Annotated in this window: 18 protein-coding genes, 1 pseudogene and 1 riboswitch; of the genes and pseudogenes, 15 read left to right on the top strand and 4 right to left on the bottom strand. The window is 59.9% G+C overall.

Annotated features, from left to right (window positions below):
• Positions 1-351: pseudogene (locus WA070_RS12740) on the top strand (hypothetical protein); the annotation flags it as partial.
• A gap of 3 nt (positions 352-354) precedes the next feature.
• On the opposite strand, the gene WA070_RS12735 reads toward WA070_RS12740, so the two are convergent.
• Positions 355-1,683 (bottom strand): phospholipase D-like domain-containing protein, encoded by a 1,329-nt coding sequence (locus WA070_RS12735; RefSeq protein ID WP_422634303.1) that lies wholly within the window; start codon positions 1,681-1,683, stop codon positions 355-357.
• A gap of 349 nt (positions 1,684-2,032) precedes the next feature.
• On the opposite strand from WA070_RS12735, the gene WA070_RS12730 reads away from it, so the two are divergent.
• The 4 genes from WA070_RS12730 to WA070_RS12715 all read left to right on the top strand — a co-directional run bounded on the left by WA070_RS12730 (position 2,033) and on the right by WA070_RS12715 (position 5,462).
• On the top strand, positions 2,033-2,716 hold the full coding sequence (locus WA070_RS12730; RefSeq protein WP_422634302.1) for a carbonic anhydrase: 684 nt from the start codon (positions 2,033-2,035) through the stop codon (positions 2,714-2,716).
• A 59-nt stretch (positions 2,717-2,775) separates the two neighbouring features.
• A complete protein-coding gene (locus WA070_RS12725) occupies positions 2,776-3,780 on the top strand; it encodes a L,D-transpeptidase (RefSeq protein ID WP_422634301.1) in 1,005 nt (334 codons plus the stop codon).
• 64 nt (positions 3,781-3,844) lie between these two features.
• The gene (locus WA070_RS12720; protein WP_422634300.1) at positions 3,845-4,726 is read left to right on the top strand and encodes a hypothetical protein; all 882 of its coding nucleotides are present in this window, start codon (positions 3,845-3,847) and stop codon (positions 4,724-4,726) included.
• Between the two features lie 55 nt (positions 4,727-4,781).
• The gene (locus tag WA070_RS12715) at positions 4,782-5,462 is read left to right on the top strand and encodes a hypothetical protein (RefSeq protein ID WP_422634299.1); all 681 of its coding nucleotides are present in this window, start codon (positions 4,782-4,784) and stop codon (positions 5,460-5,462) included.
• Between the two features lie 677 nt (positions 5,463-6,139).
• Here WA070_RS12715 and WA070_RS12710 read toward each other — a convergent pair.
• Positions 6,140-7,237, bottom strand: a complete 1,098-nt coding sequence (locus WA070_RS12710) for a hypothetical protein (protein WP_422634304.1) — start codon at positions 7,235-7,237, stop codon at positions 6,140-6,142.
• Between the two features lie 302 nt (positions 7,238-7,539).
• Between WA070_RS12710 and WA070_RS12705 the strand changes: the two genes are divergently transcribed.
• Complete coding sequence (locus WA070_RS12705) at positions 7,540-8,463, top strand: endonuclease/exonuclease/phosphatase family protein (protein WP_422634298.1); 924 nt, start codon at positions 7,540-7,542, stop codon at positions 8,461-8,463.
• 127 nt (positions 8,464-8,590) lie between these two features.
• Here WA070_RS12705 and WA070_RS12700 read toward each other — a convergent pair whose 3' ends face one another.
• Positions 8,591-9,088 (bottom strand): hemerythrin domain-containing protein, encoded by a 498-nt coding sequence (locus tag WA070_RS12700; protein WP_422634297.1) that lies wholly within the window; start codon positions 9,086-9,088, stop codon positions 8,591-8,593.
• Positions 9,089-9,154: 66 nt separating this feature from the next.
• On the opposite strand from WA070_RS12700, the gene WA070_RS12695 reads away from it, so the two are divergent.
• The 8 genes from WA070_RS12695 (at position 9,155) to WA070_RS12660 (ending at position 21,304) form a co-directional block, all read left to right on the top strand.
• Positions 9,155-9,868: a hypothetical protein gene (locus WA070_RS12695; protein WP_422634296.1), complete on the top strand. Its 714-nt coding sequence runs from the start codon at positions 9,155-9,157 to the stop codon at positions 9,866-9,868.
• 379 nt (positions 9,869-10,247) lie between these two features.
• Positions 10,248-10,583: a DUF2946 family protein gene (locus WA070_RS12690; RefSeq protein ID WP_422634295.1), complete on the top strand. Its 336-nt coding sequence runs from the start codon at positions 10,248-10,250 to the stop codon at positions 10,581-10,583.
• Positions 10,584-10,759: 176 nt separating this feature from the next.
• Entirely contained in the window at positions 10,760-11,902 is a 1,143-nt protein-coding gene (locus WA070_RS12685) for a PepSY-associated TM helix domain-containing protein (RefSeq protein WP_422634294.1), read from the top strand.
• A complete protein-coding gene (locus tag WA070_RS12680) occupies positions 11,899-14,049 on the top strand; it encodes a TonB-dependent receptor (protein WP_422634293.1) in 2,151 nt (716 codons plus the stop codon). The genes WA070_RS12685 and WA070_RS12680 overlap by 4 nt, the downstream gene beginning before the upstream one ends.
• Positions 14,050-14,081: 32 nt before the next feature.
• The gene (locus WA070_RS12675; protein WP_422634292.1) at positions 14,082-16,175 is read left to right on the top strand and encodes a TonB-dependent siderophore receptor; all 2,094 of its coding nucleotides are present in this window, start codon (positions 14,082-14,084) and stop codon (positions 16,173-16,175) included.
• A gap of 2 nt (positions 16,176-16,177) precedes the next feature.
• Positions 16,178-17,104: an alpha/beta hydrolase gene (locus WA070_RS12670; RefSeq protein WP_422634291.1), complete on the top strand. Its 927-nt coding sequence runs from the start codon at positions 16,178-16,180 to the stop codon at positions 17,102-17,104.
• Positions 17,105-17,200: 96 nt separating this feature from the next.
• Positions 17,201-17,442, top strand: a riboswitch (cobalamin riboswitch).
• 171 nt (positions 17,443-17,613) lie between these two features.
• Positions 17,614-19,830, top strand: coding sequence for a TonB-dependent receptor (locus tag WA070_RS12665; protein WP_422634290.1), 2,217 nt, complete (start codon positions 17,614-17,616; stop codon positions 19,828-19,830).
• The gene (locus WA070_RS12660) at positions 19,817-21,304 is read left to right on the top strand and encodes a PepSY domain-containing protein (protein WP_422634289.1); all 1,488 of its coding nucleotides are present in this window, start codon (positions 19,817-19,819) and stop codon (positions 21,302-21,304) included. Before WA070_RS12665 ends, WA070_RS12660 begins: the two co-directional genes overlap by 14 nt.
• A gap of 235 nt (positions 21,305-21,539) precedes the next feature.
• Here WA070_RS12660 and WA070_RS12655 read toward each other — a convergent pair whose 3' ends face one another.
• The gene (locus WA070_RS12655) at positions 21,540-22,268 is read right to left on the bottom strand and encodes a hypothetical protein (protein WP_422634288.1); all 729 of its coding nucleotides are present in this window, start codon (positions 22,266-22,268) and stop codon (positions 21,540-21,542) included.
• Between the two features lie 426 nt (positions 22,269-22,694).
• Here WA070_RS12655 and WA070_RS12650 point away from each other — a divergent pair, with 426 nt between their 5' ends.
• Complete coding sequence (locus WA070_RS12650; protein ID WP_422634287.1) at positions 22,695-23,330, top strand: hypothetical protein; 636 nt, start codon at positions 22,695-22,697, stop codon at positions 23,328-23,330.
• The last annotated feature ends 85 nt before the right edge of the window (positions 23,331-23,415 follow it).

Here is a 23,415-nt window from a genome sequence, read left to right as displayed (position 1 = left end):
GGCTACGCCCTCCCTACGCCGCGCGCAGCGCAAGGAAGCCCGTCACATCAACGCTCCGCCATCCTGACAGGGGGTCCCTTTTGCGCGCCGATAAGGGGTCCCGTTTGCACGCCGATTGACAAACAGGAAGCCGGCGTTTTCTTCGACGATCTTTCCAGCGAGATTATCGACGACGACGTATTGCAGCGGCTGCTGACATTTCCCAATGTGCTGATGACGGGCCACCAGGCCTTTCTAACGGAAGAAGCGCTGACGGCGATTGCACAAACGACGTTGGCGAGCATTGCCGATTTCGTCGCCGGTCGTCCGTTACGACATCAGGTGGACCTTGGCCGCACGCGCGGCGGCTGAGGCCTAAAGCAACGGCGTCATAAGCCTGGCCAGGTTTTCTAACAGTCGTATCGGCCGTGGACGCATCCTCCACTCCGCTAAGGTCAAAAGGTCGCTGGCATGGCTGTAACCGTGGTGGATCCGCTCAAGCTTCTCCGTCGCGACGGGATCGTGGATCAACAGGTTGATCTCGGCATTGAGCATGAAGGAGCGTATGTCCGCATTGCTTGATCCCACCAAGCCGATATGGCCATCCACCGATACGCTCTTGGTATGCAGCAGGTGGTCGCGATATCGGAACAGCTGGATACCCGCATGCAGCAATTCATCATAGAAAGATCGCTGGGCGAGCCTGACCAGATATTGGTCCACAACCCGTGACACTATGATGTTCACCGACACGCCGCGATCGACGGCATTCTTCAAGGCTACCATTAGGGCATCATCCGGGATGAAATAGGGCGTCACGATCGTGACCTCATACCGGGCGACGTGAATGATTTCGACCAGCAGCCGTTCGTAGCCCAGCAATGGATGGTCCGGACTGCTGGGCATAGGCTGCAGCATCAGCGCACCGCAGGCAGGCGGCATGATCGGACGATCGAGCAGCTGCGCTGTTTCAAGATACCAGTCCGTCAGGAAGGTCGCTTCCAGCGCGGCGACGACCGGGCCGTCGACGCGCGCCACCAGCTCATCATTGACGATTCCGGCCTTGAAGTCGCGATCGACGATGTTGAGCGATCCGATAAATCCTGTGCAGCCGTCGATCAGGCAAAGCTTACGATGATTACGCAGGTCCCGACGCAACCGGCGCAGGCGGAAACCGATAGGGAGGGTCAGCCGCGCATCGACACCGACGGCATGCAACTTGGCCATGCTGCGCTTCGACCAAGGTCTGCTCCCAAGTGCGTCTACCAGTACACGGGCATCGACTCCCCGCGCCGCTGCCCGGCCCAATGCGTCGATGAATAGCGAGCCTGTGTGGTCATCCGCAAAGATATAGGTCTGAAGATGGACACTGCTGACGGCGCCGTCGATCGCCTTCACCATGGCCGCCACGATGTCTGCATAGTCGGTCTGAAAGGAAAGGCCGTTGCCCCCGCAGGCGGGAAAACCACCCAGATGCCGAGCCAAGCGCGAAAGCTGGCTGGGTGACGTTGCCGACAACATGGTTCGGGCGACATGCTCACGCAGCGCCGCGCTCGTTAAAAATCGCTGGTGGCGCCATTTTGGAAAACGGGCCCGTCCTATCATGCGGTACAAGAGGAGAGCAGGAAGAGGGAGAAACATCACCAGCAGCAGCCAGCTGCGTGCCGCTTCCGGAGGCCTGCGCAGCGGTATGACGACGATCATGACTATCCTTATCGCCCATTCCAGGAGCAAGTAAGCAAGAGCCAGATGGGCAGCACCGAACATCGTTACCCCATAGCAGCTTCGGCCACAGGGGCGAACGCGAGCCTGGGCGCATTTGGCTGCCCGGCTCTTCATCGCCACGATGTCAAAGATCGAGCGGTCGCGGAGCAGGGGACATTTTGATCGGAACACAGGCTTGTGTCGCTGACCATCGTCGCGCATTTTGATGTCATGAAAGCGGGTTAAATTCCGTGCCTTGCCTGTGGAGGTAAAGATGACCGAATGCTGTTCGTTCCCCGAAAAGCATGATGATTGCGACCATCGCTCCAGGCGCGAAATCCTGGGTCTGATGGCTGCAACCGGCGCGATGGCGGGAATCGGGAATGTCGCGGCCTTTGCCGCGCCTGCGGCTGGAGGACCGGTTAGCGCGATGCCGCCAGACCAGGCTCTTGCGGAGATCATGGATGGCAATGCCAGGTTCGTGGCCGGAGCACCTGTGGCGCACACCCGCGATCTGGCGATCATCAGGTCGAAAGCGGCAGAAGGACAGTGGCCGATCGTCGGCGTCCTGTCATGCGCAGACTCGCGCGTTCCGGTGGAAATGGTCTTCGACGAACCGATCGGAAGGCTCTTCGTGACACGCGTGGCCGGAAATATCACCACGCCGGAAATCATCGCCAGCCTCGAATATGGGGTTGCAGTTCTGGGCATCAGCGCGATCGTCGTCATGGGGCATTCGAGTTGCGGCGCCGTCAAGGCCGCAATGGACAATCCCGAAGTGCCGGGTCAGATCAGTGCCCTCTTTCCTGCGATCCTGCCGGCCATCTACATGAGTAAAAACAGGGATCCGCTGGCGGTCACCCGACAGAATGCCATTATCCAGGCTGCTACCCTGCTGAATTCCTCCACGGTCATCGAGGCAAGGGTAAAAGCAGGCGCTCTCAAGGTCGTACCGGCCCTCTATGATGTTGCGACGAGCCGCGTGGAAATACTGCCTATTCCTTCCGCATTGCGGCAGACGGAATCAAAATGATCATGGCGATGTGGAACAAGCCGAAACTGCTCTGGTCATCGGTCGCCAGCGGAGGAAGAATGACAAGCCATACATGCCTGGTTCTTGTTTCGACCAGCTTGATGGCGAGCCTGTCCAGCGCCCTCCATGGCCAAGGCGCCAAGACAAGCTCTCCGACGGAATTCATCCGCGCGGTCGATCGCTTGAAACCGGGCGAATGGGTGTGGGCGCCCAACATCGCGCCGGCGGGACCGCTTCTCATCTACGTGGACCTGTCGCGACAGATTGCCACTGTCTACCGCAACGGGATCAGGATCGCGGTCGCCACCGTCTCGTCAGGCAAGCCCGGACATGAGACCCCGACCGGTGTTTTCACTATCCTCCAGAAGGACGCAAACCACCATTCCAGCCTCTACAATAGTGCGCCCATGCCCTATCAGCAGCGCCTGACATGGGATGGGGTTGCTCTTCATGCCGGCGGTTTGCCAGGATATCCCGAAAGTCATGGTTGTGTGCATCTGCCCTATGATTTTTCGCGGGAATTGTTCGCCATCACGTCGATCGGCGCGACCGTCGTCATCGCAGGATCGGCGGTGGACCATGTTCGTGCCAGTAACGCCAGCCTGATCGCGCCGATCGACGCAACGGGCAGGCCCATCCCTCAGGCAATCCTCGGCGAGAAGCAATTCACCTGGACGCCTGAAAAATCGCCGACCGGACCGCTTACTATCATCGTATCCAGGTTAGATCAGCGCGTCGTCGTTTTGCGCAATGGAACGGAAATCGGGCGCAGCGTCGCTCAGGTCAATGACGACGATACCGGTTCGCATGTCATTACCTTGGTCCGGACGCGCGATGGCATTTCTCGATGGTTATATATCGGTTTGCCAGGGCATGCCGAAGAGGAGGGTCGGCAGTTGGACGAGGCGACAATCAACCGCCTGCGTCTGCCACGAGCCTTTTACGATCAGATCAAAGCTGCACTGAGGCCTGGCGACACTATTCTCATGACGAATTCAAGCGTTGGGGACGATGGGCAAGGCCGTCAGATTACCGTGATGGACGCTGTCGTTCCGCAGCCTTGATGCTGGGGGAGCGATTTTTTCTTATATAGGTTGTTACCAGATCAAACATCAGGGAGTCGAGGCAGTGAAAAAGATAGCAACTCTTCCGTCCGCTCTTGTTTTCGCCGCGCTTGCGGGCTCGGCGCAGGCGCAGACTCCACCCGGGCTTAACGATCTTGTCGGCGCGCACGCCGCCGGCGCGGAAACGCAGATGAAAACGCGCGGTTACTCCCATATCCGGTCCGAGCAGGGCGATGATCGCAGCTATAGCTATTGGTGGAATGGTTCGTCCCGCCAATGCGTGACCGTCGCGACTATGGAGGGGCGCTACAGCTCGATCACCAGTTCGCCTGCGCCTGACTGTAATCAACGCGATAATCGGCGCCCTGACGACAGGGCGGACAATGGATATCGCGACGACAATCGCTCGGGTTATCGCAATGATGACGGCTACAGGCCACCCGTCACTTACGGCGCTGGCGCGTCGAATCAGCGTCAGTCACCCAGCTATGTCGAACAGCGCGATCGCTATCAGGTTGACGGGCAGGATATCGATATCGGCCTGATCTGCTTTGGCGATGGTCAGCGACCTGGCTTCGCCACGTCCTATGGCTGGCAGTGGAACAGCCGTACTCATCGCTATGACTATGGCAATCGCACAGAGATGACCGGCCAGCAGTTTGACGCTTCACTGACGATCCAGCTCTGGGCTGGCGGCGGGCGCATCCGGCTACCTAAGAAATTGGTGCCGCCCATCAACAGCCGGGGCTATGATGGATGGTGGGATCTTTACGAGGTGCAGAGCGGTCCTGACATCATCAGCGCGAAATATCGCCTCAATGGGCTTAACAAGCCGCTTATCACGATCAATCGCCGTAGCGGACAGATCAGCATCCAGGGAACGAGCCCCTACGCTTTTCGCGGGACCTGCGACACGGTCGATGGCGGAGACCACCGCCGCTTTTGAATGATGGGGCCACGGCGCGTATCGCCCAGCCCCTTTTTACCGAAAGGTTGAGATCATGTGGAAGTACATTGTCGTTCCTGTCATTGCCACCCTGGCCGTTCCGGCAATCGCCCAGGCCCCCTCCCGCACGGAACGCATCCAGTTCGCACGAGGCGCGTCATCGACGACCCTGCGGGGCACGATCCGGGGCTATGATTCGGTCGACTATGTCGTCGGCGCTCGCGCCGGGCAGACTATGTCGGTGACGTTACGCACCACCAACCGCTCCGCCTACTTCAATGTTCTTCCGGGCCGCGATGAAGTGGCGATCTTCAACGGGTCGATAGGCGGAAATCAGTTCGACGGACGCCTCAAGAATGACGGCGACTATCGCGTTCGCGTCTATCTGATGCGCAATGCCGCGCGTCGTGGAGAAGTCGCCGCATTCAGTCTCTCCGTTGGCATAAGCGGGCGACCGGGCGCAGGTGGTCCAGGCAGCGGCACTGCGCCGATCGGTTCCGGGCCGCCAGTCTCGGCAGGGAATATGGTAGCGTTCTGCCGCGGCGAAGCATCTGCGCAATATGCGGTGCGCCCTGCCTACATCAAGGTTGGCCGCGTCGTTGCCGATCGCGGCAGCGGCAGCGTGATCGATGGTTCGGCCGACAAGGGACGCGAAGGCATTAAGCGGTTCCGCTGCCGTTTCGATGGCCGCAATCGGTTTATCGACGTGATGGCCATAACGCGCGACGGGTTTTGATCTGAAGGTTTTAGCGTAGCGGCTGAGCCTTTCGGCTCAGTCGGCTGCGGCTTTCGACAACGCACGCAATGGGCTTTCGTTCGCCCAGGCGTTGCAGGACCAGCCGTTTTCCCGATACGCGATAACGGACAAAGGGCACCCATGGCGTTTCCGCCGCTGGAAAGGCGACGAGCAACGCCGATCCATTGGCATCTGCTATAATGCGGGACCCTTGCGAAGTGCCAGGCGATATGCGCCAATCAGCCTGGCCTTTACAGCGCAAGGAAGCGCCTTCGATGGAAGAATCTAATAGGGCGTCCAACTCCGTGATCCGCGAGCGGTATGCTGCTGCAACGCAGGCCCTGTGGTCCTTCTGGAAGGCGCACAGGCTGCGTCGTTTGAACCAGGCCTGCTGATCTTCGAAAAGAGAAGAACCAGGCCAAGCGGAAATCTCTCGGACCCGCGTCGCTCGAGCAACGATGTCTGCGTCGAGGCGTCGCAATTGCGCATCCAAGCATACGAGTTGGTCTGTGGCATAGACCGGTCGCATGCAGTCGGCGCTTTCCTGCGCGAGCGGAGGCGGGATGGGAGACGGTCCGCTTGCGAGGCCTGCGAAAGCAACTGCGGCGGCTGCAGCCGTCATGCATAGTCCTCCGGCCGCTTGCATCATGGGCATGGCGTCTCCTCGCGCAGTAGACTCAAAGTTTCCCGACTAGCTGCTCGGGACTGTCGATCGTCCGGGTCCACTTGACCGACACTGTCCGCCACCTGGGATCGGCTTTCCGCAATAGTGCAAGGACGCCCGGCAGATGCTCCGCCCCGTAGGTGACGTAGATGCGCTGCTGGGGTTCAGCGAGGAGAGCTGCGGCCAGTACACGGTTGCGATAGTCGAGGATCAGTTTGTTCATTTGGTCGTCCGACGCTCCGATACCGCTGTGACGCATGCCGTAGGTCATGAACCCGCGGCATAATATGCCCGCGATCTCACGCTGCCCTTTGCTCCCGCGACGGAGGAAGGAGACGATCTTCTCAAGACCATTGCCGTCATCCACGCGCCTGACGTCGGCCTTTTCCTTCATTGCCGCAGCAAATGCGGGATCGGTTCGCAAGAGCCGTTCAAATTCCGCACGAAGCTGAGTGGTGGTGACGTCCGCGACTACATGGGCGGTAGGATGTTCCTGGACATCGCGTCCCAGCAGCCCGAAATATCCGCCCTGAAACTTGAGGCCGCACACATCTCCAAGCGCCCGATAAGCGTCGCCTAGATCAGCACCTCCGGTAATGATGTTGTCGAACCACATGTCGTCTTTTGGATTGGACGGCCTCACGCCTTCATAATAGGCGACGGAGCCACGTGATAATTCGTCCTCAAGGTCATAGATGACCGATTTGAAGAAGATCTCGGTCGCGACATGCTGCATGCCCTGAAAGATGATCGTCTTGCGCCCGTTCGACAGGGTCGCCTGAGGCACCAGCGCCGGAGAAACCTGCGTTATGGTGGCGGCATAGTAGATCGGGCTGGCGACGAATATCGTCAGCACAAAGCTGATGGCGACCGCAGCTTTCAGCCAAAACCTTTTGGAAAAGCCGTTATGACGCAGCTTTTGGCTAATCCCGGCAAGCAAGGCCGCAGAGGCCACCGATATGCAAAAGATAGCAAAGGGAATGATGGGCGAAGCTTGAAACACTAGTGGCAAGCTTAGGAGAAATGCCGCCGCGCCCAGAAACCAGAAGACCGTCGAGACGCGCGTTCGCAAACGCTCGAACCAGGCGGGAACCGTTTGAGAAACCATCATAGCCTCCACATCCAATACGCTTGGAAATCATAGCGGCGCTCTGTGAATATCTCACGATTACAGTCTTGTCATGGGCCAAAAGAGGATTGAAAAGCTAAAGCATGGCGATCGATAGGTGCAAAGAAAACTGGGCGGCGACTCGGCGAACTGCGTCGTGCGATGCCTTGTTTCAAGCCTCTACATCCGCGCGCCGATGGATATGGCTCACAGGCATATTTGCCTCCTTACTTCTTGCGGGATGCGCAGATTTTCCCGAAAGGCTGACGCCTGCCAGTCATCTGCAATTATTCCCCCGGTCACATGTGAGCGCCGCGGGGAACACGCCGACCGCGCAGATCGATGTACTGACCTATAATATCGAAGGTCTGCAATGGCCCGCGCGCAAAGGCCGCGCTGAACATCTCGGTAAGATCGGGGATATCTTGAGGTCTCTCAATCTGACGGGGAATGCACCGGACGTCGTGCTTTTTCAGGAGGTTTTTTCCCCGTCCGCCAGAACGGCCGTAAAGGAAAGCGGCTACCCGGCGTTGGCTGGCGGTCCGAAGCGGACCGCGGCGGCTGAAGACCGAGTAGAGGCAGTCCGTGCTGGCAAGCGAAGGCCCACGAAGGGCGAACTGGGTATCCGCTTTACAGGGTCGGGCCTCGTGATCGCGAGCCGCTACCCGATCACCGAGGTCTATTCTGATCCCTATTCGCGCCGGACGTGTGCCGGTTTCGACTGCCTGTCCAACAAGGGCGTCATGCTCGTACGGATTGCAGTGCCAGGCGTTCCAAAGCCAATCGACATCGCCAATACGCACATGAACGCCCAGAAGGCCTCCAAAGTGCGGCCTGAACGGCATCTTGCTGCCCATCGCTTCCAATCGCAGGAACTTGAGTTGTTCCTGTGGCGTCATCACGACCAGGCAAACCCGCTTATTTTGGGTGGCGATTTCAACATGCGCCGTTCGCGCGAACGTTTCGATCTCTTCCAGTCCCACATTCCTCTGCGCCTAGTGCATGAACAATGTCTATCTGACCCCAAATGCGATGTTCGCATGTCATGGAATGGCGACGCACCCTGGATGGATACGCAAGACCTGCAATTTTACACATCTGCGGAGCGCATACGGATCGTGCCCATACGGGTGGAAGCTATGTTCGATGGATCGCCGGACAGCCCGCGTCTATCCGACCATGACGGCCTGCGCGTAACCTACCAATTGAGCTGGGATCAATTGCCGTAACGTGAGGTCAACTATGCAAGGCTCACGGCGGCTCTAGTTATATCGCTGACGTCCGACGGAACATGGCGGATATTTGTGCGGGTCTTGTACCGGTTGTGATGCTGCACATGCGGATAGCTCATTGCCATCACTGGCGCGCTGGCATGGGCGCCTTGCCGGTCCGACCGAGCAACGGATATAAATTCTTTTCTTCGCGCGCGATACGGTTTTCCAGCGCTTCGAGGATCGCGAGCGTTTCATCGCAGAAGCTATCCCATTTTGCTATTATCCCGTCGCTATTCCATCGCGCCATATAGTCGCGATACTGCTGATCAAGATTTCCCATCTCCGCTTCATAGGTGGTAGCCATCGCCGCGATCTGCGCATCCGTGTGCCGTTTAAGCTCGGGATAGACATGCCTGTCCTCGCGGGCGAGGTGAATGGCCAGGCGATAGCCTAATCGCCACCGTTCGCGGGTCACCGCCTCGATATCGGCCACCTGCCTCGTAACAAACCCCCGCAGCTGCAGCGCGATGGCCCCGAGTTCGTTATGTTCGTCGGTCAATTGCTTGTGATCGATCATAACCAAAATAATCCTGTCTGGCTCCCCCGCACGCTCGGGTTGATCGTCAATCGTAGATGTCATGCGCAATGTCCTGTTGCCATCGAGCGCTGAATCGCAGAGTTTTGCTGTTCAAGTAGGGATACACCCATGAGCAAGACGATCCGTCGTGCCCCGACGACCCGGACTTATCGCGCGGCTGTTCAGTCCATTATCGCGACCGTGCAGCGCGAATATAAGCTGAACGACTCTCAGCTGGCCGACCGGATCGGCTGCGCGCCAAATACGGTGCGCAATGCGAAAAAAGCGCATGCCAATCTCGACGCGGTGACGCTGGCAAGTATCGAGCACCGCTTCGGCCCCGGCGCGGTCGATCCCTTTCTGGCTTTGGCAGGCGCCCGCGCGACACCGCTTCCTGATCAGCTTCCCCGGATCGATCCGATCCTCGATATTGTCGGGGCGTTGCACCGGTTGGTGGAGGCTCAACATGCGGAAAGCGAGCACGGCTTTCTCATCACATCGCAAGAGTTGCTGGCGATTTTAAGGGAACTTAGGGACGCGCGTTTGGCCTTTGACGCTTTAATCCTTCTCGCCGAACCGGGTCTTGCTGCCGCACCGGAGGCGGTCCAGCATTGGTTCAAACATTTCGATCACGATGCCGAGGCACCGGATGCGCGCCGCGCCAAGGAGAGACCGATCCCGAGAAACCGCAAGCGACCGGTACCAAGGGATTTTGTTGACGTTGCCGCCTTAACCGGAATCGACGAGTTGATGCGTCGGTATACGGCCACCCGCCGGACTGTTGAGCGCTGGCTTCGCGAAACCGACGAGCAGATTATCGATCAACTTCGGAACGATCACTAATTTTGCCAGCAGAAGCTGACGCGGTTTAATGCTGGCGCCGCGATATCAAACGCTGAGAAGCATATTCGTCGTGGGCGTGGCATCGACAGGTTTTATCTAATAGCTGCCGTTTAAGAAACTTTTCGCGTATGGCAGCAATGTCCCCACGATGCGGCGCTCTATTTCCGGCAGCACGCGACCACATCACCTCGTTCGTCATGCGGTGGCGCGACGGCAGCTCTAGCCAACAACCGTCACTCGGCGATGGACAAATCGTCTCACCGTCATTCGCGCATGACAGAACCATGCATCGTGACTAATAGCCGACCCGGTGCATCGACTGCGTAACCTCGTCCTTGCCAATCGGCCCTTTGCCTGCGCGGTCCTTGCACTCGCGCTGATGATGAAGATCGTCATGCCCACCGGGTTTATGCCGACCGTCTCGAACGGGCAGATCATTGTCAGCATTTGCTCGGGCACCGGTCCGATGACGATGGTCATGACCATACCCGGCCTCGGGCAGGAAAAGTCTGAGGGTGACGGCCACCATGGCAAGGCTGAACAGCCTTGTGCTTTCTCGGGCCTGTCAGCACCGTCGCTGGCTGCAGCCGATCCGATCCTGCTGGCAGCGGCAATCCTGTTTGTCCTGGCGCTTGGTACGCGCCCTATGGCGCTTCCTGCTTCAACCGCACCGCCATATCTTCGTCCGCCCTTGAGGGGGCCTCCGGCCATCTGATCGCTTGTCGTCGCGTGAGCGGCTGAGGAGACGGGTGCGCTTGGCGCGCCTGCGCCCTGCGGCCATGCACCTGCTTCAGATACGGCCTAGCTGGACGCACACGCGTTTTGGCAGGGTCTGCCGAGGTTTATCCGCATGACTATCGCTGCCTGGCTTTGCCAGGTTTGCCGCTTCGCATGACCGCGCGAAGCCGCATCCTTTTGCGCCAATTCCATCTCTGGCTGGGTCTCGGGCTTGGCGGCCTGTTCGCGCTGCTGGGCGTGACAGGCTCCGCTCTCGTCTTCTACGTCGAGATCGACAAGGTGCTGCATCCGGCCATCGAGCAGGTCGCGCCCGGTGCCGGTCCTGACTGGTCATCGCCAGTCTGGGATCGCGCGCTCGAGACGGCCCACTCGCGCTGGCCTGATCCGCATGGAAGCTGGTCGTTCGAAGCGACCGGGCAAGGCGGCTCCGTGCCGGCTCGCTATTATCCGTCCGAACATCACAGTCATCATGCCGAGCGCGAGATGGTGTGGTTCTCGCCCGATGGCACACGCGTGCTGCGGGCCGAACCGTGGGGCGGCTATCTCATGAGCTGGCTTTACGAACTTCATATGCATTTGCTCGCCGGCGAGGTCGGCAGCCAGATCGTGGGCTGGTTGGGCTTTGCGATGCTGATACTGCTGGTGAGCGGCATCGTCGTTTGGTGGCCGCGCGGGTCATGGCGCAAGGCGCTCGCCTTCAAACGCAACGCAGCGCCAATTCGCCGCCTGCGCGATCTCCACAAGCTGTCCGGCGTGTGGAGCATGGCATTGCTCTTCATCCTAGTCGGCACCGGTGCCCTTCTGGCTCTGCCGCTCATCAAGACGCAGTTACTGACCGCCGTCATCACCGCGCCCGACACGGTGCCGGACCCGCAATCAAGCGTGTCCAGCGGCCAACAGATTTCCATCTTGCAGGCGCTTGCCGCCGCGCATCGTGCCGTCCCGGATGCGCGGCTCGCCTTCATCGACGTGCCGGGCACAGGACCGGAACCGTTCCGCATGCGCGTCCAGTTGCCCGGCGATCCGCATCGCCGCTTCCCGAGCAGCTTCATCTTCATCGACCAATATTCCGGAGCCGTGGTGGCTGTCCATGATGTCCGGCGCGGCAACGCCTCGACCACTACCGCCGCATGGGTCCGTGTCCTGCATGACGGGTCGGTCGCGGGCCTTTCGACCCGTATCCTCGCCGTCATCCTCGGCCTCATTCCGCTCGGTCTGTTCGTGACCGGGTTCCTTCATTGGCGTCGCCGCCTCGCGGCCCGCGCCCAATCGCATAAAACAGGGAGTTTCTCGTGAAATCATCGTTCATCGCCACTGCCGCCTGCCTCGTCGCGTCTCCGGCGCTGGCCCAGGTCGCCGACAACTCCACCGAGCGCACCGAGCGCGATACCATCATCGTCACCGGCCAGCAGTTAGAGAAGGAGACCGAGGTCTCAGGCCGTCTTGGTCTCTCGATCCGCGAGACGCCAGCGGTGGTCGACATCGTCACCCAGCAGGACTTCCAGTTGCAGGGCGTCCGCAACGCGATCGAGGCGATGAACGCCGCCCCCGGTGTCGCTTCCGGCAACTTGCCGGGCTCTATCGGCTCGGTTTCGATGCGTGGTTTCCAACGGGCGGTGAACTATCTCTACGATGGCGTGCGCATGGCCAATTCGGACGTCGGTGTGCGCAACTGGGACGCATGGTCGTTCGAGCGGATCGAAGTCATCAAGGGACCGGCTTCCGTCACCTCGGGCGAAGGCGCACTAGCGGGTGCGATCAACTTCGTGCCGCGCCGCCCCAATCTCGATGGGGCGAGCGGCGAGATGCTGGCCAGTTATGGCAGTTTCGACACGGCGCGCCTCGCCGCCGACATGAACTTGCCGCTGGGCGAGACCGTCGCCGTGCGCGGCGATGTCTCCTTCTCGCGCTCGTCGGGCTGGATCGATGATACGGGCAGCCGGACGTTCGCGGCGACCGGATCGCTTTTGTTCAAACCCAGCGACCGCTTCTCGCTGGTGGTCTCGGTCGACCATTTCGAAGATCGGTTCAAGACCGCCTATTATGGCACTCCCGTCATCTCGCGGGCGCTGGCGCGCGATCCCTCGTCGGCGGTGTCGGGCAGCTCGGAGCTGGTGCTCGACAAGGCGATGCGCCGGACCAACTTCGACTATACCGACGGCAACGACAGCTCGAACACGACCTGGCTGCGCGCGCGGGCCGAATATGCGCTGACGGACAATCTGAAGATCGTCAGCGACACCAGCTATTATGACAGCTTCCGCGATTACAAGGATGCCGACGAATATACGTTCAATGCGGCGACCGGGCTGATCGGGCGCGGCGCGACCTATATCAGCCACGATCACCAATATTGGAACCAGCGCCTGCACCTTGCCTTTGATGGGCGTATCGCTGGGCTTCGCAATCGCTTCACGCTTGGCGCCGAATATGGCGAGACCGATTTCTTCACCGTGCGCCGCTTCGGTACCGGCACCTCGCTCGACCCGTTCAATCCCGTTCGCGGCACTTTCCCGGTCGATACGCCCGCCAACTTCGCGACCCGGCAGGACATCACCGCCAAGGTGGATGCCTTCGCGATCTTCGCTGAAGACGCACTCAACCTGACCGATGAATGGCTGGTCGTGGGCGGCTTTCGCTATGACAATGTGAAGCTCGACCGAAGTGTTCTCAACGCGACCAGCGGTGCGGTCCAGAACTATGGCCAGACCTATCACCCGATCTCCTGGCGCGCCGGCACGGTCTATAGCGTGACGCCCCGGACCCAGTTGTTCGCGCAATATACCCGTGCGGTCACACCCGTCAGTGGCCTTTTGTTCCTGAGCGCCGCCAACGCGGCCTTCAAGCTCACCACCGGCTATTCCTATGAGGGCGGCATCAAGACCTCGCTGAGCGGCACGGGCGTCGAGCTGACAGCGTCGGCCTTCTATATCCGCCAGGACGACATTCTGACCCGCGATCCGACCAATCCAGCGGCCGTGTTCCAGGGTGGTGCCCAGCGGTCGCGCGGCGCAGAAATCTCGCTCAACCTGCCGGTTACGCCGCAACTGAACGTGACGGCCAGTGGCACACTGCTCGACGCCAAATATCTGACGCTGATCGAAGCTGGCGGCGTCAACCGTGCGGGTAACCGGCCACAGAATGTTCCCGAACAGCTTGCCGATCTCGTCGTCACCTATTCCCCCAAGGCGCTCCCGATCACGCTTGTCGGCAGTGTCCGCCACAATGGCGACTTCTACACTGAGACCGCGAACGTCACGAAGGTCAACGCTTTCACCACATTCGACGCTTCGGTGTCGTGGAACGCGTCGTTCGGCACGCTGACGCTGCGAGGGTGCAACCTCACTGACGAATTCTATGCCGATTGGTCGGGCTATGCATCGGGCCTCGTCTTCGTTGGCGCCCCGCGCAGCGTCGAACTCTCGTTCAGCAAGCGCTTCTGAGCCGCCAGCCACCAAAATCAGGATCATCGACCATGAAAACATCTCTCATAGCGCTGACGGCGGCGCTTGCGATCACATCGCCAGCCATCGCACAAACGAAGGACGCGCCAAGCTGGACCTCCGAAACGATCGTCGTGACCGGCAAGCGCGAAAGCTATGCCGCCCCTGACACAGCGGCCGCCACGCGCACCGACACGCCGCTTATCCAGGTTCCTCAATCGGTTCAGGTGCTGACGCGCACCCTGATCCAGGAACAAGACCGCCGCACGCTCGGCGACGCGCTGGTCAACGTCTCGGGCGTCACCCCGACCCGGTCGGACGAGGTGTTGTTCATCCCGCCGATCGTGCGTGGCTTTCCAGCAGAGGTCTATCTGGACGGCCTGCCGGTCTTTGCGGGCAACCAGCAAGCCTATGACCCAAACAGCCTGGTGGGCATTGAGCGGATCGACGTCCTCAAGGGTCCGACCGCCACGCTCTATGGCGGTGGCCTGGGCACGCCGCTTGGCGGGGTTATCAATCTTGAGTCCGCGCGGCCGAATGACAAGGCAAGTGGATATGTAGCGATGCGTGCCGGCAGCTTCTCGACCTGGAACCCCTATGGCGACATCAATGTGCCTTTGGGCAACGGGATCGCGGCGCGGGTCGCAGGCGAGTATCAAAAGAATGATAGCTGGATCGACAAGGTGCATGGCGAGCGTTGGTCGATCCAACCCAGCCTCTCGTTCCAGATCGACCCCGCGACCGACTTGCTCCTCCAGGGTCAATTCAGTCACCGCAGCAATCTCGAATATTCCGGCCTGCCCGCCGATGCGGCGCTGGCCGGCACGATCGATCGCCATGCCTTTCCCGGCTCGCCGATCGATCAGCCGCCGACGACGAACGACATCCGCATGGGCATGGCGACCCTGCGCCATTCCTTCTCGGACCGTGTGAAGTTGACGGTCAGCGGACGCTATTATTCGAGCAAGATCGATGAACAGGGCAGCTTCGTCTACCCCGGCCTTGCCCCGACCGGCACGATCGCCCCGCTGTACGACGTGTTCCCCATCACGATGCGGAACCGCACCAAGGAGGCGACCGTCGATGCCAATCTCGCTGGCGACGTCGACATGCTCGGCGGCACGCACAGGCTGCTGGGCGGCGTCAACTATGACTGGACCAGTTTCTACAGCGCCATGGGACTGTTCGTCAGCGACTCCCCCTCTGGCACGATCGATCTTTCCGACCCCAGCTACGACCTGCGCTACACCGCGCAATTGCCGGTCAATTCCTATACCGATGACCGCTTCGAGACGTTCGCTGTCTATGTGCAGGATCAGGCGACCTATGGCCGCCTGCACGTCACCGGCGGCCTGCGTCTGACCTCGCTCAAGTTCATCGAGAACAGCAATATCGGGGTCGCCAACAACAAGACCTATACCCATGTCTCGCCCCGGATCGGCGCGACCTTCGACGTGGCAAAGGGCGTTGCCCTGTTCGCAGGCTATGCGACCGCGTTCCGCGCACCCTTCGGCTTCATCGGCACGCAGACGCCGGTGCCGGAGACGTCCAGCAACATCGAGGCCGGTGTGAAGCTGGCGCTTCCCGGCACCGGCCTTTCTGGCACAGTAGCGGTCTTCAGACAGACCCACGACAATGTCGTCACGGGCGATCCGGCCAATGTCGGCTTCTATGTCCAGAGCGGGCGGCAACGCGCCCGCGGCGTGGAAGTCGACATGGTGTGGGAGCCGACCCCGGCTTTCTCGGTGCTCGCCAACTATGCCTATACCGACACACGCGACGATGGCGTGGCGCCCGGAGACCGGCTTGCACGAGTACCCAAGAGCAGCGGGCGAGTGGCGGCGCGCTATCGGGTCTTGCATGGCAAGGCCAAGGGCCTGTCGTTCGGGGCTGGCATCAGTGCTTTCACCTCACGCGAGCTGACGTTGCCGAATAGCATCGCGGTCCCTGGCTATGTCGTGATCGATGCGCAGGCCGCCTATGACATCGGCCGGTTCACTCTCGGGGCGTCCGTGGTCAACCTTGGCGGGCGGCGGGCCTTCGACCCTTACTCCTATCTGGGCTATCCGGTCGTGGCACCCAATCAGCCGCGTTCGGCCTACGTCACGCTTAAGGTCAGGATCTGAAGATGATGCAATTCCTGAGACGATGGGTTGTTGCGGTGGGCTTGGTCATGGGGGCTTCGGCCCTGTCGCCGATTGCAGCCGCCGCGCCCGGGGGGACTATCATACCCCTTTACCCCGAGGGCAGCGTCACATCGCTGGGCGTGCCCGAAGTCAGTGACAAACTGACATCCGGCGAGACGATGATCTACGATGTCAGCGAACCGACGTTGGAGCTGTTCCGTCCCGCACCTGGGCGCGCGAACGGCACAGCCATGATCATCGCGCCGGGAGGCGGCTTCCTCGCGCTGGGCTATACCTTCGGGGGAACGGACATTGCGAAAGCGCTCGCGGCGCGCGGCATCGCTGCGTTCGTGCTCAAATACCGGACAATCCGAAGCGGGGACGGTCCGATGCGGATGCCCGACGTGCATATGAAGGAGATGGAGCTGGTCATGGCGCGGGCGAAAGACGGCACCCCTGTCGAAATGCCGCCTTTTGCTGGTGAACCCCATGCCGTCGAAGATGGCGCGCGCGCGATGACGATCGTGCGGCAGCGCGCCTCCGAATGGGGTGTCGATCCCCACAGGATCGGGCTCATCGGCTTCTCGGCAGGTGCGTATCTCGCGGCCGATCTGGCGATCGGGGACGTGGCGTCACGACCTGACTTTGTCGGCCTGATGTATGGCGGTCTGCGTACCCCCGTTCCCGCTGGCGCTCCCCCGGCGTTTATCGCCGGTGCTGCCGATGACGAATATCAGCCGGAAGATCCTGTCCTCCTTTACAACGCGTGGCGACAGGCGGGGGCGGCGGCTGAATTGCACTCGTACGAGCGCGGTGGACATGGGTTCGACCTGCGTCAGCAGGGCACGACAAGCGACTACTGGTTCGATGAGTTCATTTGGTGGATGCAATCTCGTGGCTTCATGCCGGAGAGTAATCAACCTCGTTAGTGGCTGATGTACCAGACTGACGTATTCCAATCGAACCATAGATCTTGCGATACGAGAATGATTCGCATATGCGGCGCTTGGTGCCGGGCTAAATCCGACGCCAATGATCGCGTCGGTGCCTCGCAAGAGGCTTAAAAGGGAACACGGTGCGGATGGTTTGCCATCCTAATCCGAGGCTGTCCCTGCAACTGTAAGCGGCGAGCGCGATGTACATGTGCGGTAGGCATTGCCTGACCGCCAACCACTGGGCCGGACGCTAAATCCTGCGAGGCCTGGGAAGGTCGTACATCAAGCTGAGACCCGTGAGCCAGGAGACCTGCCGACGATATGGTCGCTCTTGCCTTAGCCCAGGGGATGGCTGCGGCACGGTGAACTCCGTCTGAGCGACGAAGAGCGGCGGGGGCCGTATCGGCGTTAGCGCCGGACGTTTTTGCGTCCGTCCGGCTTTGCGCCGGCCGTGCGTACGGAGGACCCCGTCGGTTGTCGCTTGACGCCCGGGGGTACTTTTAATGAGCAAATTTCGTCACATCGTCGACGCGCCGCACGCGCTACTTGCCTTCGCCATTTTGTCGGGGGCGCCCGGCACCGCGATAGCGCAGAACCAGCCCAATCCGGAAGCATCCGAACGCCTCGCTTCAAATGACATCCTCGTCATCGGTCGGACGGATCTCGGGCTGAATATGCCTGTCGAAACCGGGAGCCGCCTTGGCCTCACGCCCCTCGAAATGCCTGCCAGCGTCTCCACGGTGGATGGTGACGCGATCCGCGCCCGGGGCGACTTGACCGTGGCTGAGGCCGTGTCGCGCGCGCCCGGCATCGCCAACATCTCCAATCAGGGCGATGGCGGCACCGCCTTGGCCGCACGAGGCTTTGCAGGGCAAGGGTCCGTGCTGCAGCTCGTCGACGGGGTCCGCCAGTTTCCGGTCAACGGCACCATCACCTTTCCGAGCGACCCATGGAATGTCGATCGTATCGAAGTCCTGACTGGCCCTGCATCGGTTCTATATGGCCAGGGCGCCCTGGGCGGCGCGATCAACGTCATCACCAAAAAGCCGTCCGACCGACAGGTGGTCGACCTGCAGGCAGGCTATGGATCCCAGAATACCGCGCATCTCGCGGCGGGCGCGGGCGGATCGCTTGGTGACATGTTCGGCTACAGAGTCGATGCCAGCTACCGCCGTTCGGACGGCTATGTGGACCGCGGCCGCAGCAATTCGATCGCCATTGGCGGCGAGATCGCCTTCACGCCGAACGACGATCTGTCGGTGACATTCCGCGCCGATTATGCGCGCAAGCAGCCGATGCGCTATTGGGGTACGCCGCTGGTCGGGGGACGGATCGATGACCGGATTCGGGACCGGAATTATGAGGTGCTGGACGGGACCATCCGGTATATCGATGATCGCGAGACGCTGACGGTGAAATGGTCGCCCAGCGACGCCGTCACCGTCCAGAACACCAGCTATCGGTTGGGGACGAAGCGGACCTGGTATTCGCTCGACCTGTACTGCTACATCGAAACAGATGGCAATTGCGGCAATGGCCTGGGCAGCGGCACGCCTGGTAAGGTTTATCGCGCCGACAATGTGGGTATCATTCATGACAGCCAGCAGTTCGGCAATCAGGGCAGCGTCTCGGTAAAAACGCCGCTCGGCAACGCGATGTCCAATGATTTCGTGCTTGGGTTCGACGTCAACTATATCAAGCACGACTATTCCCACAATTTTGACTTTTCGACTTATGTGGACGAGGTTGACCCGTTCAATTTCGATCCGGGCTATCTCGAAAATCGCGACCAGACACTTCCGCGCTATCGCACGCGGACGCGCGAATGGGCGATCTTTGGCGAGGATCGGCTGAAGTTCAGTGAACGATTGTCTCTGGTCGGCGGCTTTCGATATGAAGAAGATCGCGTTAAGCGCAGCAACTTTGTCTACACCAACGGCGTGATCACCGGCACCGTCAACGCCTTCCCCGGCGGCGCCACGCAGAAGAAATTCACCAACTTCACCTGGCGGGTCGGAGCTGTCTATCAGCCGACGCCCACACTCTCTCTCTACGGCCAATATGCGACCGGCGTCGATCCGATCGGGACGCTGACCAGTTTCACCACCAACGCGACCCAGTTCCTGTTCACCAACGCAAAGGGTGATCAGATCGAGGTCGGGGTCAAGGCCAGCTTCATGGACGGTCGCGGCGCGGCCACCCTTTCAGCCTATCGCATCGTGAAGACGGGCCTGGCTGCGCAGCGGGTGACGAACGGCCCGATCGAACAGATTGGCAAGCAGGCGTCGAAGGGCATCGAAGCTTCTCTCTCACTGCTGCTGTTCAAGGGCTTCGGCATCGAGGCGAACGGCACGGTGCTCGACGCCAAGTACAGGGATTTCATCAGCGGTAATGTCGACCTGTCCGGCAACACGCCATTCGACGTCCCGGAGAGCGCCGCTAATCTTTGGCTGACATGGGAAGGAAAAGGCGGGCTGCGCGCTCAGGCTGGGCTACGCTATGTCGGTCGACGCTATACCGACACGGCGAACCTGTTCCGTATTCCCAGCTATACGGTTATCGACGCTGGCGTCTCCTACGCCTTGACCGAGAATATTGCGGTAGACCTGCGCGCGCTCAACCTGTTCGACAAGGATTATGCGGTATCGGCCTATAATAATGAACAGTGGGTGCTTGGCCGCCCGCGCTCGGTCGATGTTGCAATTCGTGCCCGCTTCTAGGGGCAAGGCGCCAGCGCTCGGCCAGAAGTTCAAGCGCTGGCTCTACATCATCCATCGCTGGATAGGCATTGCGTCCTGCCTGCTATTCGCCATCTGGTTTCTGTCGGGACTGGTAATGATCTATGTGCCCTTTCCCTCGCTAACCGCGCAGGAACGGGTGCAGGGGCAGGACAGCATCGACTGGCGGCGTGTGACCGTTCAGCCTGCGGAAGCTCTGGCGACCGCGGGTGTTACCGGGCCAAGATCGATGACGCTGGAGATGCGGGACGCTTCCCCGATATGGCGCATCGAACCATGGGACGGCAATCCGATCACGGTGCCCGCCTCCCATCGCGACGTCCTGTCGATTGCTCAGGAGCCGCTTGCCCGCCGTGTGGCGCAACGCTTCGGCGGCGCGCAGGTTCTTTCGATCGAGCGGATCGAGCGCGACCAATGGACGGTAGCGGGCGGCTTCGACCGGCACAGGCCCCTGTGGAAAGTCGCGTTGGCTGACCCGGCGGCGACCGAACTGTATGTGTCCTCGACGACCGGGGGAGTGGTGCAGAACAGCGACCGCGAAGAACGCTTCTGGAATTGGCTCGGCTCGGTGCCGCACTGGATTTACTTCACCATATTGCGACAGGATAACGCCGTCTGGCGGCAGGTCGTAATGTGGGTGTCGGGCCCCTGCATAGCGGCAGCGGTCACCGGGATGTGGATCGGGCTGTTGAGGGCGCGATTTGGAAGACGCCGTTTTCGCGATGGACGCATCACGCCCTATCGGGGCTGGATGTGGTGGCATCATGTTGCGGGACTAACGGGCGGCGTGGCCCTGCTCGCCTGGATTTTCAGTGGCTGGCTGTCGGTAGACCCGTTCCGGTTTTTCGACAGCCCCGGCATCGGAAATGCTGAGCGTTTTGCCTATGCGGGAGCAGCGGCGCCATTGCCGATTGAGGCTGCAACGCTTGCCGGCCTGAGTTCGGATGCGAAGCAATTGACGCTCAACTGGGCTGCGGGCCATGAAATGCTTACATGGGACCAAGCCGGGAAGCAAGTCACGATCGACGCCCGAACCCTGCAGGCGCCCCGGTGGGATCAGGCACTATTGGTGCAGCATGCCGCAAAGCTGGTGCCGAATGCACATATCGTCTCTGTCCAGCGACTGACTGAGAGTGATGCCTATTGGTATGAGATCGGTGCGCTTCCGAGATTGCCGGTGCTGCGTATGACTTTCGACGACACGGCCCGGACCTGGGTCCATATCGACCCGGCGACAGGCATGATCCTAGGCACATTAGACGCCAAGGGCAGGCTCTACCGCTGGTGCTTCGACCTTCTCCACAAATGGGATATGGATGGCTTAACCCTGCATCGGCCAGCATGGGACATTCTTCTCTGGATGCTCTCGGCGCTGGGCTTGACCACATCGGTGACCGGCATCTGGATTGGGTGGAAACGATTAACGCACTCCCGCGTCCGCAAGCGCCTGTCCTGAAGCTCATGGCGAACGAGCGATCCCCAGCACATTACCCCTTAAAATGTCGGGTTTCGTCAAAACTCGACATTCAGCGGTTGAATAGGCGATGGCAGAATTGTCCCAGCTGCCGCCTTTCAAGATCGACCCATGCCGGACGCTCAGCATTGACTTTGTCGTTCTCAGGTGCGGACCGGCCGCTTTCCCTTTCAGGCTAAGACTGGAATGGCGGCTGGCTGCCTACCATGCAATCGGGTCAGCGCACCTTTGCACGAAAGGACGTGATGGCCTTGTTACAGCCTGCCAGAGTCTGGATCACCGTCGGATCAGCCAGCCCCTCGTCAAACGATTTCGCATAGTAGTTCCTGACGCGTGGATCGCTCGATTGCCCAAACTCCTTAACCAGCGCGTCAGAGCGAACGGAGCCAATCTTGGAGCGGCAGGTTCCAGCGAGCATCATCAGATTGCCGCGCGCTTGGATTTGCGGGGACTGCCAACTCGCCAGTCCGCCAGCCTCCAACATGCTGTCTGCGGTTTCGGTTGTTGCCATCTCCAGATCATATCCGGGTGGCGGCACAATCAAGGAGGAGAAGACCGGATCTGCGGTTGCGGCTAAACAAGTTCGACCATAGCCGAGCAGGATGCCTTTCACTGCGCGAAGCTGGGCATCCGACTTCGCACCAACAGCCGCCGCTTGAAGGTCCGTTCGAAGAATGCGGCCTTGACGCGCTACCGCCTCACCCTTGATGCGCTCAACTATCGCGGCCTCGACTGACCAGGATGCAGTTTCGACTTTCAGGGCGGTTTCAGCTTTTGTTGGCAGGTCAGGATCCAGCTTCATCCCCAGCTTCTCACACATGGGCGCTGTCACAAGAAACTGCCCGACTTCGTCTAAGCGATCCTGTTGGGTCTGGGTCTGAGTAAATGCAGCGACGGACGCAACCATCGACACCGCAAACAGTGTCCCGCGCAAAGCAGAAGTCATTTTTGTGTCCCCTCATCGTCGCATCTACTAACCCGGGTAGGATCAGGCAACAAAGTTCCAACCGCGGTCGTGGCAGCTATCTGACAAACGTCCGCTTCGAAACATCACGGAATCGCGACGAACGACCAGATCTGGCGCAGTCGCGCCAACCCGAACTTTATCGGTCTCTCAGCTATCGATCTTTCGATCCCAAGCGCGGACCGTTAGCAATCCCGACCGATGTCGATCGCGATAGATCCGTCCAGTATTTCTTAAAAACCAAGCTCTGAGGAAAACTGACGCTCGGCGAACGTATAGGCTATCACCAAAATGGAGAAAATATCGGTACTGCAATGCACAAACTAAACTTGATCACTGATCAAAAATGGTCGGAATAAGAGGTTATGGATTTCTCTTGCGTCACTCCAAGAATTGATGTCACTGATCATGACAGCAATTGATCACGGAATGCACATGTCTGTTCTCGACATTCCTCTTCGTAAGATTCTGCAACTTTTTTATGCGAAGGAGGCATTAAGGCGGTCTATCCTGAAAGACGATGTTCGCCTTGATCGGCGAAAGGAATCCGGAGGGACAAGAAGCCAAGGCGGAGATTTCTATCTTCCCTTTTGGTCTGATGTCAAAAAACATGTTTCGGATGACGGTGATCTAGAAGAGATGATCGCAGCTCGAATAGCGTCAAACGACAAATTTAAACGTTTGTACCCATTGTTAAAGGATGGCGTTCTCGAATTACTCAGCGCAAAACTGCGCTGGTCAAACGAACCCCTTGAGATCATCCCCCAAAGTGTGCACGGTAACCTGAGGATTGCTGACTTAGGCGCTACCGTACGGATACGTGACGCGCTCCACGCGCGGGTCAGGGAAAGGTATACCCGTGTTGTATACCCCTATTTCAGCGAGGAACCAGCGCTTACCGATGAAGGAGGGAGATTGGGTTTGTGGGTTATGCAACGAGCCCTGACGAACCAAGATCCAAACGATATGCGAATCATCGATCCTCTTCGTCGCGCATTTTTCTCGTATCGCTCCGGTGAGGGCCACCTTGCGGTGATCGGCTGATATTTCGAGATGGCACCGGTGCAAGCGCCGGTGTTTGCACCGGTACTAGGGACGGTGCGATGAGTCAGATCACGGTAATTTCAGG

Source organism: Sphingobium sp. (genome assembly GCF_049304695.1).
Classification (GTDB): Bacteria; Pseudomonadota; Alphaproteobacteria; order Sphingomonadales; family Sphingomonadaceae; genus Sphingobium.
The sequence above is the reverse complement of the archived record's forward strand: the minus strand, read 5'-3'. Positions and strand labels throughout refer to the sequence as shown.

What these genes read in the sequence shown, in the direction of transcription:
- WA070_RS12715 (WP_422634299.1), top strand. Translation starts at nt 4,782, where the DNA reads ATGTGGAAGTACATTGTCGTTCCTGTCATTGCCACCCTGGCCGTTCCG.
- WA070_RS12670 (WP_422634291.1), top strand. Translation starts at nt 16,178, where the DNA reads ATGATGCAATTCCTGAGACGATGGGTTGTTGCGGTGGGCTTGGTCATG.
- WA070_RS12700 (WP_422634297.1), bottom strand. Translation starts at nt 9,088, where the DNA reads ATGACATCTACGATTGACGATCAACCCGAGCGTGCGGGGGAGCCAGAC.
- WA070_RS12710 (WP_422634304.1), bottom strand. Translation starts at nt 7,237, where the DNA reads ATGATGGTTTCTCAAACGGTTCCCGCCTGGTTCGAGCGTTTGCGAACG.
- WA070_RS12695 (WP_422634296.1), top strand. Translation starts at nt 9,155, where the DNA reads ATGAGCAAGACGATCCGTCGTGCCCCGACGACCCGGACTTATCGCGCG.
- WA070_RS12725 (WP_422634301.1), top strand. Translation starts at nt 2,776, where the DNA reads ATGACAAGCCATACATGCCTGGTTCTTGTTTCGACCAGCTTGATGGCG.
- WA070_RS12730 (WP_422634302.1), top strand. Translation starts at nt 2,033, where the DNA reads ATGGCTGCAACCGGCGCGATGGCGGGAATCGGGAATGTCGCGGCCTTT.
- WA070_RS12675 (WP_422634292.1), top strand. Translation starts at nt 14,082, where the DNA reads ATGAAAACATCTCTCATAGCGCTGACGGCGGCGCTTGCGATCACATCG.
- WA070_RS12650 (WP_422634287.1), top strand. Translation starts at nt 22,695, where the DNA reads ATGACAGCAATTGATCACGGAATGCACATGTCTGTTCTCGACATTCCT.
- WA070_RS12655 (WP_422634288.1), bottom strand. Translation starts at nt 22,268, where the DNA reads ATGACTTCTGCTTTGCGCGGGACACTGTTTGCGGTGTCGATGGTTGCG.
- WA070_RS12685 (WP_422634294.1), top strand. Translation starts at nt 10,760, where the DNA reads ATGACCGCGCGAAGCCGCATCCTTTTGCGCCAATTCCATCTCTGGCTG.
- WA070_RS12735 (WP_422634303.1), bottom strand. Translation starts at nt 1,683, where the DNA reads ATGATCGTCGTCATACCGCTGCGCAGGCCTCCGGAAGCGGCACGCAGC.
- WA070_RS12665 (WP_422634290.1), top strand. Translation starts at nt 17,614, where the DNA reads ATGAGCAAATTTCGTCACATCGTCGACGCGCCGCACGCGCTACTTGCC.
- WA070_RS12690 (WP_422634295.1), top strand. Translation starts at nt 10,248, where the DNA reads ATGATGAAGATCGTCATGCCCACCGGGTTTATGCCGACCGTCTCGAAC.